The sequence below is a fragment of the Cronobacter turicensis genome (assembly GCF_041222865.1).
Taxonomy (GTDB): domain Bacteria; phylum Pseudomonadota; class Gammaproteobacteria; order Enterobacterales; family Enterobacteriaceae; genus Cronobacter; species Cronobacter turicensis.
In genome coordinates, this window is record NZ_CP165997.1 from 587,494 (window position 1) to 601,014 (window position 13,521).

Here is a 13,521-nt window from a genome sequence, read left to right on the forward strand (position 1 = left end):
CGTGATGCCTCGTTCATTACCGGATACGGGCGCGCCGAAGCGGCGCTTACGCTTTCCGCCCGGCATGCCGCAAATCGCGGCGCTGATGCTGGTGCTGCTGGTCGACGGCCTGGTGGCGGATCACTTTTTCCAGATAGTGCTTCAGGACGGGCGGCTCTTCGGCAGCCCGATAGATATCCTCAACCGCGCCGCGCCCGTGGCGCTGCTCGCGATCGGCATGACGCTGGTCATCGCCACCGGCGGGATTGACCTTTCCGTCGGCGCGGTGATGGCGATTGCGGGCGCGACCGCCGCGACGCTGACCGTGGGCGGGCACAGTCTCGCTGTCGTGATTCTGGCGTCGCTTGGCGTCGGCGTGCTGGCCGGTCTCTGGAACGGCATCCTGGTGGCGGTGCTGAAGATCCAGCCTTTCGTGGCGACGCTGATTCTGATGGTCGCCGGGCGCGGTGTGGCGCAGCTCATTACGTCCGGGCAGATTGTGACGTTCAACTCACCGTCGCTCGCCTGGCTTGGCAGCGGCTCGCTGTTTTTCTTCCCGACGCCGGTCATTATCGCGATTCTGACGCTGCTGGCGTTCTGGCTCTTTACCCGCAAAACCGCGCTCGGCATGTTTATTGAAGCTGTCGGCATCAACATTCGCGCGGCGAAAAACGCGGGCGTCAGTACCCGGCTTATCGTCATGCTTACCTATATGCTAAGCGGCCTGTGCGCGGCGATTGCCGGGATCATCGTCGCGGCGGATATTCGCGGCGCGGACGCCAACAACGCCGGGCTGTGGCTTGAGCTCGACGCGATTCTGGCGGTGGTGATTGGCGGCGCGTCGCTGATGGGCGGGCGCTTTAATCTGGCGCTGTCGGTCGTCGGCGCGCTGATTATTCAGGGGATGAATACCGGGATTCTGCTGTCGGGCTTTCCGCCAGAGCTGAACCAGGTCGTGAAAGCGGTTGTGGTGCTGTGCGTGCTGATTGTTCAGTCGCCGCGATTTATTGGTCTGATTAAAGGAGTGCGCCGCCATGATAAAACGTAACCTGCCGCTGACCATCACGCTCGCGGTATTTGTGCTCGGCTACCTCTACTGCCTGACGCAGTTCCCCGGTTTCGCCTCCACGCGCGTGATTTGCAATATCCTGACCGATAACGCCTTTCTCGGCATTATCGCCGTCGGCATGACGTTTGTGATCCTCTCCGGCGGCATCGATCTCTCCGTCGGCTCGGTGATCGCCTTCACCGGCGTGTTCCTCGCCAAAGCGATCGGCTTCTGGGGCATGTCGCCGCTGGTGGCGTTCCCGCTGGTCCTGCTGATGGGCTGCGCGTTCGGCGCGTTAATGGGCTGGCTTATCGATGCGCTCAAAATCCCGGCGTTTATCATTACGCTCGCCGGGATGTTCTTTCTGCGCGGCGTCAGCTATCTGGTGTCTGAGGAGTCGATCCCGATTGACCACCCGATTTACGACACGCTCTCAAGCCTCGCATGGAAAATCCCTGGTGGCGGGCGGCTGAGCGCAATGGGCCTGCTAATGCTGGGCGTGGTGGTGATTGGGATTTTCCTCGCGCACCGCACCCGGTTTGGCAATCAGGTTTACGCCATCGGCGGCAGCGCCACGTCCGCGAACCTGATGGGCATCTCCACCCGCAGCGTGACCGTGCGCATTTACATGCTCTCTACCGGGCTTGCCACGCTCGCGGGCATTGTCTTTTCGGTTTACACCTCGGCGGGCTACGCGCTGGCGGGTGTGGGCGTCGAGCTGGACGCCATTGCCTCGGTGGTCATCGGCGGCACGCTGCTCTCCGGCGGGGTAGGGACGGTGCTCGGCACGCTGTTTGGCGTGGCTATCCAGGGGCTTATCCAGACCTATATTAACTTCGACGGCACGTTAAGCTCCTGGTGGACTAAAATCGCCATCGGGCTCCTGCTGTTTATTTTTATCGCGTTGCAGCGCGGGCTGACGGTGCTGTGGGAAAACCGCCAGAGCGCTGACGTCACCCGTGTGACGCCGCACTAAGTTTTCAGTAATAAGATATTGATCTGACTGATCTGTATAAACTTTCTCCGGTAATTGCCGATAGTTTTTTCTTCAATGGATTAAGCTATCGCGATTACCGGGACCCCACCATGTTGAGAAATCTCTCTATCCGTACCGGCCTGCTGGCGCTGTTGGCGGTTATGGCCTTTTTGCTTCTGCTCGTGAGCGCCATGGGCATCTATTCACTCACACAAAGTTCTGCGTCCTTACAGCGTATTAACGCGCTGCAGGGCGAAAAAATGATGCGTCTGAACGAAGGGTATACGCTGCTTTTGCGCGCGCGCAACGAGGCAGGTCAGGCGGTGCGTCAGATGGAAATCGGCATGGTGGACGACGCGACGGCGTCCGTGAAAACGATCGCGGGCGAGCTGGTGCGCGGTCAGCAGTTGCTGAAAACGGTGCTCACCAGCGAGGTCGATGACGAACAGGGCGCGCTGCTGCTCGGCAAACTTAACCAGAGCTTTAACGCGCTGAACGGGCAGGGGCTCGCGCCGATGATGGCCGCGCTCAACAAGCAGAGCCCGGATGATTACTACGATCTGCTCGGCAACGGGCTTATCCCGCTGACCCGCGCCTTTGACACTGACGTACAGGCGTTTCAACGCTGGGGCGAGGCGCGCGGGCGCCAGGAAGTGGACGGCGTGCTGACGCAAAAAGAGGTGATGCTGGCGCTGATTGGTCTGGTGGCGCTGCTGACCGCGGCGGTGATGACGCTGGTCTGGCTGGCGCTGCGGCACGTGTTGCTCAGGCCGCTGGCGCAGTCGGTGGAACAACTTGAACATGTGGCGGCAGGCGATCTGACCCGTTCGCTGACCGCGACCAGCAATAACGAGCTGGGGCGGCTGGTAAGCGCTATCGAGGCGATGCGTCTGTCGCTGGCGCAGTCGGTGATGCGCGTGCGTGACGCCAGCGCGCAGATCGATACCGGGAGCCGCGAGCTGGCGGCGGGTAACGTCGATCTGGCGCAGCGTACCGAATCTACCGCCACGTCGCTTGAGCAGACCGCGGCGAGTATGGAACAGATCACCGCGACGGTGAAACAGAACGCCGATAACGCCGGGATGGCGCATCAGCTGGCGAAAGCGGTCTCCGATACCGCCGATCGCGGTAGTGAGATGGTCTGTTATGTGATTGAGAAGATGCGCGATATTTCCGGCAGTTCTGACCGGATTGGCGACATCCTGAGCGTGATTGACGCCATTGCGTTCCAGACCAATATCCTCGCGCTGAACGCGGCGGTGGAAGCGGCGCGCGCAGGCGAGCAGGGGCGCGGGTTCGCCGTCGTCGCCGGTGAGGTCCGTACGCTGGCGAGCCGCAGCGCCGAGGCGGCGAAAGAGATCCGCACGCTTATCAGTAATTCGCAAAGCCAGGTAGGCGAGGGGAGCGAACTGGCCATGCAGGCCGGGGAGACGATGGATGAGATCGCCGAAGAGGTGTTGCGAATGACGAAGCTGGTGCGTGAAATCGCCGATGCGTCGCTGGAGCAGAGCCGCGGCATTGAGCAGGTGAATATCGCCGTGAGCCAGATGGACGAAACCGCCCAGCAGAATGCGGCGCTGGTGCAGCAATCCTCCGCCGCGACCCGCTCGCTGGAAGAGCAGGCGCAACAGCTGGTGGAGGCGATGGCGTCGTTCCGGTTGCAGGCGGCGGGTTAAAGATTTACGGGTGTCTGGTGGGCGCGCTTCAGGCTGGTGGGTGCGCTGCGCTTACCCACCCTACAAATAAACAATGAGATAACCGTAGGGCGGGTAAGCGCAGCGCGCCCGCCGTATTTTAACCGCACCCGCCATCTTTCCTGTCCCTGTTACCCGCCAACAAAAAAGGCAGCCGTGGCTGCCTTTTTTCATCTTCCGACAACGCGCTTACGCGTCCGGGAATTCGCGGATAAACCGCTCGACATCATTCACCATCTGCTCGGTGCCGACGAAGAACGGACGGCGCTGGTGCAGGCTGTCCGGTTTAATATCCAGGATACGCTGCTTGCCGTCGCTCGCCTTGCCGCCCGCCTGCTCGGCCAGAAACGCCATCGGGTTGCACTCATACAGCAGGCGCAGCTTGCCTTCCGGGTGGCTCGCGGTGCTCGGGTAGAGATAAATCCCGCCTTTCAGCAGGTTACGGTGGAAATCCGCCACCAGTGAACCGATATACCGCGAGGTATACGGGCGCTGGGTCGCTTTATCCTCTTCCTGGCAATACTTAATGTACTTCTTCACACCCATCGGGAATTTAATGTAATTCCCTTCGTTAATGGAGTACGTATTGCCGCTGGCCGGGAAGCGCATACGCTCCTGGCACAGGCAGAACACGCCGAGCGACGGATCGTAGGTAAAGGCGTGCACGCCGCAGCCGGTGGTATATACCAGCATGGTGGAAGAGCCGTAAACCACATAACCCGCGGCGACCTGCTGGCTGCCCGGTTGCAGGAAATCTTCCATCGTGACTGGCGTCCCGACCGGCGTCACACGGCGATAGATTGAGAAAATGGTGCCGACAGAGACGTTGACATCAATGTTAGAAGAGCCATCCAGCGGATCCATCAGGACGACATACTTCGCGTGTTCGCAGCCTTCGAAAACGACAATCTCGTCTTCTTCTTCGGAGGCGATGCCCGCCACGATATCGCGTGCTTTAAGCGCGGCTTTGAGCTTTTCATTGGCGAACAGATCGAGTTTTTGCTGCGTCTCGCCCTGTACGTTTTCGACGCCGCTGGCACCCAGGATATCGACCAGACCGGCCTTATTGATATCGCGGTGGATGATCTTAGCGCCAAGCTTTATTGCCGACAGCAGCGCCGTCAGTTCCCCGGTGGCGTGAGAAAATTCGTGCTGCTTTTCGACAATAAATTCACCTAACGTTTTCATAACACTTTCCCTGCATCCTGAAGTTGAGTAAAGCGATCGCAACAATCTTAACAAACATTCAAATTGTAGCGCACAGGTGAATCGCGCCAGCAAAATGCGGATTATCCTGAAATGCGTTTATTCGCCCCGCTTCAAACAGGTAGAATGTGCCTCAGTTTTAATAAGGACTGTACCTATGCGTATTCATATACTGGGAATTTGCGGCACATTTATGGGCGGCGTGGCGATGCTGGCGCGCTCGCTGGGTCATGAAGTGACGGGATCGGACGCGAACGTCTACCCGCCGATGAGTACCCTGCTGGAAAAGCAAGGGATTGACTTAATTCAGGGCTATGACGCCTCGCAGCTTGAGCCGCGTCCGGATCTGGTGGTGATCGGCAACGCCATGACCCGCGGCAATCCGTGCGTCGAAGCGGTGCTGGAGCAGGGCATTCCTTATATGTCCGGCCCGCAATGGCTGCACGATTTCGTGCTGCGCGACCGCTGGGTTGTGGCGGTGGCGGGCACCCACGGCAAAACCACCACGGCCGGTATGGCCACCTGGATCCTCGAAGCCTGCGGCTACAAGCCGGGCTTTGTCATCGGCGGCGTGCCAGGCAATTTCGACGTCTCCGCGCGCCTTGGCGACAGCCCGTTCTTTGTGATTGAAGCCGATGAATATGACTGCGCGTTCTTTGATAAACGCTCCAAGTTTGTTCACTACGCGCCGCGCACGCTGGTGCTTAACAACCTGGAATTCGATCATGCGGATATCTTTGACGATCTGAAAGCCATCCAGAAACAGTTCCACCACCTGGTGCGCATCGTACCGGGGCAGGGGAAAATCATCTGGCCCGAAAACGACATCAACCTCAAACAGGTGCTGGCGATGGGCTGCTGGAGCGAGCAGGAACAGCTCGGCGAGCAGGGCCGCTGGCAGGCGAAAAAACTCACTAACGACGCCTCGAAATGGGAAGTCTGGCTGGACGGCGAATGCGTGGGCCAGGTGGAGTGGCAACTGGTGGGCGAACACAACATGCAGAACGGGCTGGCGGCCATCGCCGCGGCGCGTCATGTGGGCGTCACGCCTGCCGATGCCGCGCAGGCGCTCGGCTCGTTCGTGAACGCGCGTCGCCGCCTTGAGCTGCGTGGCGAAGCCAACGGCGTCACGGTGTATGACGATTTTGCGCATCACCCGACCGCTATCCTCGCCACGCTTGCCGCGCTGCGCGGCAAAGTGGGCGGTACGGCGCGCATCATCGCCGTGCTTGAGCCGCGCTCCAACACCATGAAAATGGGCGTCTGCAAAGACGATCTGGCGCCGTCGCTCGGACGCGCCGACGAAGTGTTCCTCTTCCAGCCGCATCATATTCCGTGGCAGGTCGCGGAAGTGGCGGACGCCTGCATTCAGCCGGCGCACTGGAGCGCTGACATCGACACGCTGGTGGAGATGATTGTCAAAACCGCGCAGCCGGGCGATCACATTCTGGTGATGAGCAACGGCGGGTTTGGCGGCATTCATCAGAAACTGCTGGATGCGCTGGCGAAAAAAGCTGAAAAAGCGCAGGCGCTCTGAGCCGCTTCCGCTGATAAAAAAGCCTCCGCATGCGGAGGCTTTTTTTTTAAGGCCCGGCTTACTCTTTAGCGATGGGCGTCTCTTCCTGCGAGGTCTGTTTATCGCCCTGGATATCGGCGATGCGTTTTTCGACGTCAGAGACCTGCTGCGCGTTATGCAGCAGCGTATAGGTCAGGTCAAAGCGCGTGCTTTCGCCTGGCGCAAGCTGTTTCACGCGTTTTTGTTCGCGCTCGATGGTGACCGGGTAGGCGTAGCTGGTGCCTGGCTCAATGCCGGTCACATAGCCCTGTTTCAGGGTGTCAGTGTTTTTCCACATCGTCAGCACCGGCAATTGCTGCAGGTTAAAGCTAATCGCCGCCCCTTTGTCGCCCGCCTTGTTAACAACCGCGGCGACCGTCTCCTGTTTCGCATCGCCGAGCGGCGTCAGGTTAAAGACCATCTCGTCGAAGCCTTTGGTCGGCCCGCTGTAGGTGTTCCATGCTTTCAGGCCGCCTTTGGCGTAATCGTTGAAGGGGCTCACTTTTTCCAGCGGCGCGATAAAGCGCGCGCCTTCTTCCAGAATCGGCTGACCGAAGTTGCTGTGGTAGATAATCTGGTAGTCGTGCGGGTAATCCGCGTGGTTGGTCAGCACATCGTTAATGCTGAAACGGTTGCTGCCCGGCACGTAGCGCAACTCGGTCAGGGTCTGCAAATCCGCTTTCTTGAACGTGCTCTCTTTCAGCAGGCCGCGCACTTTGATTTCATACGGCGCGCTGTCGCTCACTTCCACTTCCACGCGCGAGGCTGGCGTGTTGCCGGCTTTGCCGTGCAGCGTGTAAAGCTGGCCGTCAGCAGTGGTCGGGTGGCCGGTCCATTCATAACCGCAGCGCACCATCATCTCGTTGAAGCCTTCCAGCCAGCCCAGCCCGTTGCGGCTTTCCAGATTGATATACGCCGGGTTGACCACCTCTTTCACCGGCGAATCCCAGCCCATGCGCACGCCAAACCCGTCGGCGCGCAGCAGATTCATACCGCGCGTCGGGCTTAAGACGATGGTCAGGCCGTCTTTACTGGTGATGGTAATGATTTTGCTGCCTTCCTGCTTGCCGCCATGAAGCACTTTCTGCTCAATGCTGAACGGCGCGCCGGAAAGCTTCAGCTTCTGGCTGCTGATTTGCCAGTTTCCTTTCTCGACGCCCTGTTCAGCATCGGTCAGCACCCAGGTTTGCGCGCTCGCCTGAGCGCAAATCAGCAGGGCAAGCGGGGTAAGCCATACGGTTTTGTTCATCTTTTCTTCCTTTTAGCTGAATCGATTTTTGTTTTGCCCGTGCAGCCTGGCGGATCGCAGGTAAAGAAAACGTGATCGTTTTCAATTGTCTAAAAAAAGCCTGTTTTTACGCTGACAACTGTGATTAAGAAGTCATTAAGAATGAAAATGTATGGAATGCAGCAACTAAAATTGTGAGTAATGGGCGTTTTAGCTTTAACGATTCAGCTAAAAAGAGAGGAATAATACGCGACGTTAAGCCACGCCTGAAAGCGGCGATAAACCATCACTAAAAGGAATAGAAAAAGGGAAAACAGCTCAGGCAGCGCCTGAGCCGGGGGCGTTACTGCTGGCTTTCCGCCAGTTCACGCAGATACTGGAAAATCAGGCGTGAGGATTTCGGCGGTTTATTGCCTTCTTTCTCTTTTTTGGCGTTACGGATGAGCGAGCGCAGCTGCTGGCGATCCGCCTGCGGCCACAGGTTCAGCACGTCCGGTACTGCGTCGTCGCCTTCTTCAATCAGACGATCGCGCAGTTGTTCCAGCTTATGGAACAGCGCCACCTGCTGGTTATGGCGGTTCTTCAGCTTATCCAGCGCCTGGCGGATCGGCTCATCGTCACGCTGACGCAACATTTTGCCAATAAGCTGCATCTGGCGGCGGCGGCCTTCTTTCTTAATGCGCTGCGCCAGTTCAATCGCCGCGCGCAGATCGTCATCCAGCGGGATTTTCTCCAGCGCGTTCTTACCAAGATCGACCAGTTCGGCGCCAAGGCGCTTCAGCTCTTCGGCGTCGCGTTTAATTTCACTTTTGCTGACCCAGATAATCTCATCATCATCGTCGTCGTTTTCGTTATCGGGCACTTCATCGAGCCAGTCATCGGGCTGCTTTGTCATCTCAGGCTCCTCAAAAAAAGAGGCTAATACTACCAGTTAAGGCGCGCACTGCGAAATGGTTCTCTGTTAGACTCACAAAATGTGGCTTTTCAGTTTCACCTTACATTATGGCACTCGCGATGAAAGTAATCACACAAGTTGAAGCGCAGCGCAAAGCGCTGGAACAGGCGGTTTCTCAGGCGCTGGAGCTGGCGTCCGGCAAGTCGGACGGCGCGGAAGTGGCGGTCAGCAAAACGACCGGCATCAGCGTCAGCACCCGCTACGGTGAGGTGGAGAATGTCGAGTTCAACAGCGACGGGGCGCTTGGCATCACGGTTTATCACCAGAATCGCAAAGGCAGCGCCTCCTCGACCGATTTAAGCCCGGATGCTATCGCCCGCACTGTACAGGCGGCGCTGGATATCGCCCGTTACACCTCGCCGGACCCGTGCGCGGGGGTGGCGGAAAAAGATCTGCTGGCCTTTGACGCTCCGGATCTCGATCTCTTCCACCCGGCTGAGATCGAACCGGAACAGGCTATCGACTACGCCGCGCGCGCCGAACAGGCGGCCTTAAAGGCGGATAAACGCATCACCAATACCGAAGGCGGCAGTTTTAACAGCCACTACGGCATCAAAGTGTTCGGCAACAGCCACGGCATGTTGCAGAGCTACAGCTCGACGCGCCATTCGCTCTCCAGCTGCGTTATCGCCGAAGAAAACGGCGACATGGAGCGCGATTACGCCTATACGATTGGCCGCGCGCTGGGCGATCTGGAATCGCCGGAGTGGGTGGGCGAAGAGTGCGCCCGCCGCACGCTGTCGCGCCTCTCGCCGCGCAAACTGCCGACCATGAAAGCGCCGGTGATTTTTGGCCGTGAAGTGGCGACCGGGCTGTTTGGTCATCTGGTGGGCGCCATCAGCGGCGGCGCGGTTTACCGTAAATCCACGTTCCTGCTCGATTCACTCGGCAAGCAGATCCTGCCGGAGTGGCTGACGATTGAAGAGCACCCGCATCTTCTGAAAGGTCTCGCTTCCACACCGTTTGACAGCGAAGGTGTGGCGACTTCGCGCCGCGACATTATCAAAGACGGCGTGCTGCAACAGTGGCTGCTTACCAACTACTCGGCGCGCAAGCTGGGGCTGAAAAGCACCGGTCACGCGGGCGGTATCCACAACTGGCGCATCAAAGGCCGCGGCCTGAGCTTTGAGCAACTGCTGAAAGAGATGGGCACCGGCCTGGTCGTCACCGAGCTGATGGGCCAGGGCGTCAGCGGCATCACCGGCGATTACTCGCGCGGCGCGGCGGGCTTCTGGGTGGAAAACGGCGAAATCCAGTATCCGGTGAGCGAAATCACCATTGCCGGCAACCTGAAAGAAATGTGGCGCAATATGGTTACCATTGGTGACGATATTGAAACACGTAGCAATATTCAGTGTGGTTCAGTACTGCTGCCGGAGATGAAAATCGCCGGTGAGTAAGGCAAGGGCGCCCGCTGCGGCGCCTTTTTTTCGTCATAACAATAAAAAGGTGAGTCAATGCGTAAGCAAGCGTTAGCGATGTTAGCGGTCTCCTCTCTGTTGTTCACCAGCGCCGCGGCGTGGGCGGATCTGGAAGACAACATGGACACCCTGAATGAAAACCTGAAAGTCGTGCAGAAGACCAGCGATGCGGCCGAAATGAAAACCGCGCTGACGAAAATGCGCGAGGCGGCGCTGGACGCCAAAAAAGAAACTCCGCCGAAGCTGGAAGATAAACCGGCTGACAGCCCGGAAATGAAAGATTTCCGCCACGGTCTTGATACGCTGGTAAGCCAGATTGACGGCGCGCTCAAGCTCGTTGACGAAGGCAAAATCAAAGAGGCGCAGGCGAGCGCCGAAGAATTCAAAACCACCCGCAATACCTACCACAAGAAGTATCGCTAAGCCCTTTTCTGTGCGGCGGTTCGCCGCCGCACGTTCGCTTTACACCCTGTCATAAGCCGCGCTTATTTGCCCGCCGTTCCTTCGGCGCAGGCCGCAAAACAGAACCTTCTTTCTTCACCCCGCGTTGCCCTACCGTAGGTAACATTCATCACATAAATACAGCAGAAAGTAGCTATTCACGGCTTTTATGTGGAATGGATCACTGCCGCCGCCCGCGCTTCCACCTTGAAGTGGAAAAGAACTCGCTACAAACCCCCGCCCGCCGCCGTTAGTGTTACCGCATTGCAACAGAGAATATATTCAGCGTTAACAACGGAGCGGTAATGAGCGACGCACTATGTCAACAAACGGAACACACCGCGCAGCCTGGCGACCGCATGCTGGCCTGGGTGTTTGCCCTGCTGGCCCACAAGACCGCCGTCTATACCGTGCTGGCCCCTCAGGGCATTGCCTGGGGGGATGAAACGGCGCACGTTATCTTCCTGCTGGCCATCAGCAAAAGCGAGTACGAAGAGGCGATGGCGATTTACGATCTGTTCGTCACCTTCCTGCGCGAGCGCGCCATGCCGCGGCTCAGGGAGTGTCGAGATTTTGACGGCTTTCTCGCGGTCGCCACCGAGTGCGTCACCCGTTTCTGATCGCCTGTGCTGAACCCGTAACGGCTTGATCTACCATGCGTTAACGGCAGAGGCGGCGCGTGAAGAGGGTCACGATTTTGAATATTACACCCTCAGGCACGGGCGCATGGTACGTCGGCAGCCTGTTGTTAACCCTCTGATAGTTATTACTAAATTCCCTTACAGGCGTCATCGATTCGCAAATCGTATCAATCGTGCCGCTTAATGAATTGGTTTACCTGAAAGCGGCTTCGCACAATGGCGGGACGTTCACTATTTCGGGGTTACCATGACATTTTCACACTGCGCCAATTCACCTTTCCAGGCCGCTGACCTGCTGCGGGCCGCAAAGCCGGGCTTTCAGCCGCGCATCGCCTTAATTCTTGGCTCCGGCCTCGGGGCACTTGCCGACCAGATGCACAACGCCACCACGCTGACCTGTGACGCGCTGCCGGGATTTCCGGTCAGCACCGTGGTCGGCCATGCCGGCGAGGTGGTGATGGGGTCGCTGCACGGTATCGATATGATCTGTATGAAGGGGCGTGGGCATTTTTACGAGGGACGGGGGATGAGCGTGATGACCTCCGCGGTACGCACCTTCAAACTGCTCGGCTGCGAGCTGCTGCTCTGCACCAACGCGGCCGGTTCGCTCAATCCTGCTATTCCGGCGGGTAGCCTGGTCGCCCTCAGCGACCACATCAACACCATGCCCACCTCGCCGCTGGAAGGACCGAACGACGAACGTTTCGGGCCGCGCTTTTTCAGTCTCGCCAACGCCTATGACGCCGCGCTGCGTGCGGAGCTGCACCGCGCCGCTGCAGCACAGGACATCACGCTGCATGACGGCGTGTTCGTCTCCTACACCGGGCCGAACTTCGAAACCCCAGCCGAGATCCGCATGATGCAGCGCATGGGCGGCGACGTGGTCGGGATGTCGGTGGTGCCGGAAGTGATTGCCGCGCGCCACTGCGGGCTGAAGGTGCTGGCGGTCTCGGCCATCACCAACATGGCAGAAGGGCTGAGCGATGTGGCGCTCTCCCATGAGCAAACCCTGAAGTGCGCCGCCGCGGTGACCGATGACTTTATCCGTCTTATCAGCCAGTTCATTGCATCTTACGGACGTTAATTCTCGCGCAACGGGCAGGGCGCTGCCCGTCTTCAGGAGCCGCACCATGACACAGCAGAACGTTTCTCGCGCTAATCTGAATGCTATCTCGTACCTCAGCTACTACTTCGTCGGGGCGCTTGTCTCTACCCTCGGGATCGTACTTGGCCCGTTGTGCCAGGCATTTAACAAAGAACCGGCCTTTATCGGCCAGGTGTTCACCCTGATGAACCTCGGCATGTTTGTGCCGATCATGCTGGGCGGCATGCTGATGAAAAAATGGGGGCTGAAGTCACCGCTGGTGAGCGCGGCGGCCCTGACTATCCTGATGAGCCTGGTGCTGTTTATCTCGCCGACGCTGACCACGTTCAGTATCGCGGTGCTGGTGATCGGTGCCTGTGGCGGGATATTCATGACCCTCGGCAGCTATCTGGTGGTACGTATCAATCCGGATGAAAAAAGCCGCTCCGCCAGCCTGATTTTCACCGACTTTTTCTTTAGCCTCGCCGGGGCAACGCTGTCGTTTTTGCTGGCCTGGCTGTTTACGCTGGGCGCTACCTGGATTGCCATGTACGGCATTATGGGCGCCCTGGGCGCCCTGATGCTCGCGCTTAGCCTGCGCTGCCGCTTTCCCACCGCTCAGCCGGAAACCGCCGCACCGGGCGCTGAAAAACCGGCTGCGCAACCCTGGGGGCCTGCCGTTTACCTGCTCTGCTTTGCGCTGTTCGCATTTTTACTGGCGGAACCCATCTTCACCATGTGGACGCCGGGTTATCTCCAGTATCGCTTTGCGCTGCCGGCGGAAGAGGCGGCGCTGTTTACCACCGTCTACTGGGTGAGCAAAGCAATTGGTCTGTTTCTGAACCAGTTCACCGTCAAGTGGATGCGGCTACGCACCTTTCTGCTGATCTGCACCCTGGCCGGACTCGCCGCCATCGGCATTATCGCCAACAGCGCGCATACCCCGCTTATCCTCGTGGCCTGCGGTGTGTTCGGCTTCTTCAATTCCGGGCTGTTTTCCGGGTTGATGAGCTACGGTTCGCTGCAGATCAGCCAGAGTTCACCGACGCTTGTGTCCGCACTTCTGACGTGCGGGACGGTGGGCACGCTGGTGTTTGCCAGCGTCTCGTCGCTGGTGAATCAGCACTACGGCCTGCATGCGGCGGTAAATACCTCCACCGTGGCCTACGGCGTGCTGCTGGTTGTGCTGATTGCGGCAATAGCCTGTAGCCGTGCGGAACGCCTGCATCAGCCTGCGGTCACGGAAGTTTGACGCCGGGTAAACCGGCCGTGCATGATGCGGCATCATTTCTG

General features: G+C 58.7%; 11 protein-coding genes and 1 pseudogene. 9 read left to right on the plus strand and 3 right to left on the minus strand.

The window, feature by feature from the left end; all coding sequences use genetic code 11:
• Nucleotide 1: 1 nt before the first annotated feature.
• The 3 genes from ytfT to AB8W27_RS02835 all read left to right on the plus strand — a co-directional run bounded on the left by ytfT (nucleotide 2) and on the right by AB8W27_RS02835 (nucleotide 3,679).
• Complete coding sequence (ytfT, locus tag AB8W27_RS02825) at nucleotides 2-1,027, plus strand: galactofuranose ABC transporter, ATP-binding protein YtfT (RefSeq protein WP_105581152.1); 1,026 nt, start codon at nucleotides 2-4, stop codon at nucleotides 1,025-1,027.
• Entirely contained in the window at nucleotides 1,014-2,003 is a 990-nt protein-coding gene (gene yjfF / locus AB8W27_RS02830) for a galactofuranose ABC transporter, permease protein YjfF (protein ID WP_015742549.1), read from the plus strand. Before ytfT ends, yjfF begins: the two co-directional genes overlap by 14 nt.
• A 110-nt stretch (nucleotides 2,004-2,113) precedes the next feature.
• Nucleotides 2,114-3,679, plus strand: a complete 1,566-nt coding sequence (locus AB8W27_RS02835) for a methyl-accepting chemotaxis protein (protein WP_015742548.1) — start codon at nucleotides 2,114-2,116, stop codon at nucleotides 3,677-3,679.
• Nucleotides 3,680-3,886: 207 nt separating this feature from the next.
• On the opposite strand, the gene fbp is transcribed toward AB8W27_RS02835, so the two are convergent.
• Nucleotides 3,887-4,885: a class 1 fructose-bisphosphatase gene (gene fbp, locus AB8W27_RS02840; RefSeq protein WP_038856242.1), complete on the minus strand. Its 999-nt coding sequence runs from the start codon at nucleotides 4,883-4,885 to the stop codon at nucleotides 3,887-3,889.
• Nucleotides 4,886-5,060: 175 nt separating this feature from the next.
• On the opposite strand from fbp, the gene mpl reads away from it, so the two are divergent.
• Nucleotides 5,061-6,440, plus strand: a complete 1,380-nt coding sequence (gene mpl, locus AB8W27_RS02845; RefSeq protein ID WP_015742546.1) for a UDP-N-acetylmuramate:L-alanyl-gamma-D-glutamyl-meso-diaminopimelate ligase — start codon at nucleotides 5,061-5,063, stop codon at nucleotides 6,438-6,440.
• A 58-nt stretch (nucleotides 6,441-6,498) separates the two neighbouring features.
• On the opposite strand, the gene AB8W27_RS02850 is transcribed toward mpl, so the two are convergent.
• Both AB8W27_RS02850 and yjgA read right to left on the minus strand, forming a co-directional pair.
• Nucleotides 6,499-7,707, minus strand: coding sequence for an aldose 1-epimerase family protein (locus tag AB8W27_RS02850; protein WP_015742545.1), 1,209 nt, complete (start codon nucleotides 7,705-7,707; stop codon nucleotides 6,499-6,501).
• 322 nt (nucleotides 7,708-8,029) lie between these two features.
• Entirely contained in the window at nucleotides 8,030-8,581 is a 552-nt protein-coding gene (yjgA, locus tag AB8W27_RS02855; RefSeq protein WP_007764250.1) for a ribosome biogenesis factor YjgA, read from the minus strand.
• A gap of 107 nt (nucleotides 8,582-8,688) precedes the next feature.
• Between yjgA and pmbA the strand changes: the two genes are divergently transcribed.
• The 5 genes and pseudogenes from pmbA to tsgA all read left to right on the plus strand — a co-directional run bounded on the left by pmbA (nucleotide 8,689) and on the right by tsgA (nucleotide 13,480).
• Nucleotides 8,689-10,041 (plus strand): metalloprotease PmbA, encoded by a 1,353-nt coding sequence (pmbA, locus tag AB8W27_RS02860; protein ID WP_032806808.1) that lies wholly within the window; start codon nucleotides 8,689-8,691, stop codon nucleotides 10,039-10,041.
• A 57-nt stretch (nucleotides 10,042-10,098) separates the two neighbouring features.
• A complete protein-coding gene (gene cybC, locus AB8W27_RS02865) occupies nucleotides 10,099-10,485 on the plus strand; it encodes a cytochrome b562 (protein WP_004385260.1) in 387 nt (128 codons plus the stop codon).
• Between the two features lie 395 nt (nucleotides 10,486-10,880).
• Nucleotides 10,881-11,123: pseudogene (locus tag AB8W27_RS02870) on the plus strand (hypothetical protein); the annotation flags it as partial.
• A 268-nt stretch (nucleotides 11,124-11,391) separates the two neighbouring features.
• Nucleotides 11,392-12,228, plus strand: coding sequence for a xanthosine phosphorylase (gene xapA / locus AB8W27_RS02875; protein ID WP_015742542.1), 837 nt, complete (start codon nucleotides 11,392-11,394; stop codon nucleotides 12,226-12,228).
• A gap of 46 nt (nucleotides 12,229-12,274) precedes the next feature.
• On the plus strand, nucleotides 12,275-13,480 hold the full coding sequence (tsgA, locus tag AB8W27_RS02880) for an MFS transporter TsgA (protein ID WP_015742541.1): 1,206 nt from the start codon (nucleotides 12,275-12,277) through the stop codon (nucleotides 13,478-13,480).
• Nucleotides 13,481-13,521: the final 41 nt, after the last annotated feature.

What these genes read in the sequence shown, in the direction of transcription:
- mpl (WP_015742546.1), top strand. Translation starts at nt 5,061, where the DNA reads ATGCGTATTCATATACTGGGAATTTGCGGCACATTTATGGGCGGCGTG.
- pmbA (WP_032806808.1), top strand. Translation starts at nt 8,689, where the DNA reads ATGGCACTCGCGATGAAAGTAATCACACAAGTTGAAGCGCAGCGCAAA.
- AB8W27_RS02850 (WP_015742545.1), bottom strand. Translation starts at nt 7,707, where the DNA reads ATGAACAAAACCGTATGGCTTACCCCGCTTGCCCTGCTGATTTGCGCT.
- cybC (WP_004385260.1), top strand. Translation starts at nt 10,099, where the DNA reads ATGCGTAAGCAAGCGTTAGCGATGTTAGCGGTCTCCTCTCTGTTGTTC.
- tsgA (WP_015742541.1), top strand. Translation starts at nt 12,275, where the DNA reads ATGACACAGCAGAACGTTTCTCGCGCTAATCTGAATGCTATCTCGTAC.
- yjfF (WP_015742549.1), top strand. Translation starts at nt 1,014, where the DNA reads ATGATAAAACGTAACCTGCCGCTGACCATCACGCTCGCGGTATTTGTG.
- fbp (WP_038856242.1), bottom strand. Translation starts at nt 4,885, where the DNA reads ATGAAAACGTTAGGTGAATTTATTGTCGAAAAGCAGCACGAATTTTCT.
- xapA (WP_015742542.1), top strand. Translation starts at nt 11,392, where the DNA reads ATGACATTTTCACACTGCGCCAATTCACCTTTCCAGGCCGCTGACCTG.
- yjgA (WP_007764250.1), bottom strand. Translation starts at nt 8,581, where the DNA reads ATGACAAAGCAGCCCGATGACTGGCTCGATGAAGTGCCCGATAACGAA.
- AB8W27_RS02835 (WP_015742548.1), top strand. Translation starts at nt 2,114, where the DNA reads ATGTTGAGAAATCTCTCTATCCGTACCGGCCTGCTGGCGCTGTTGGCG.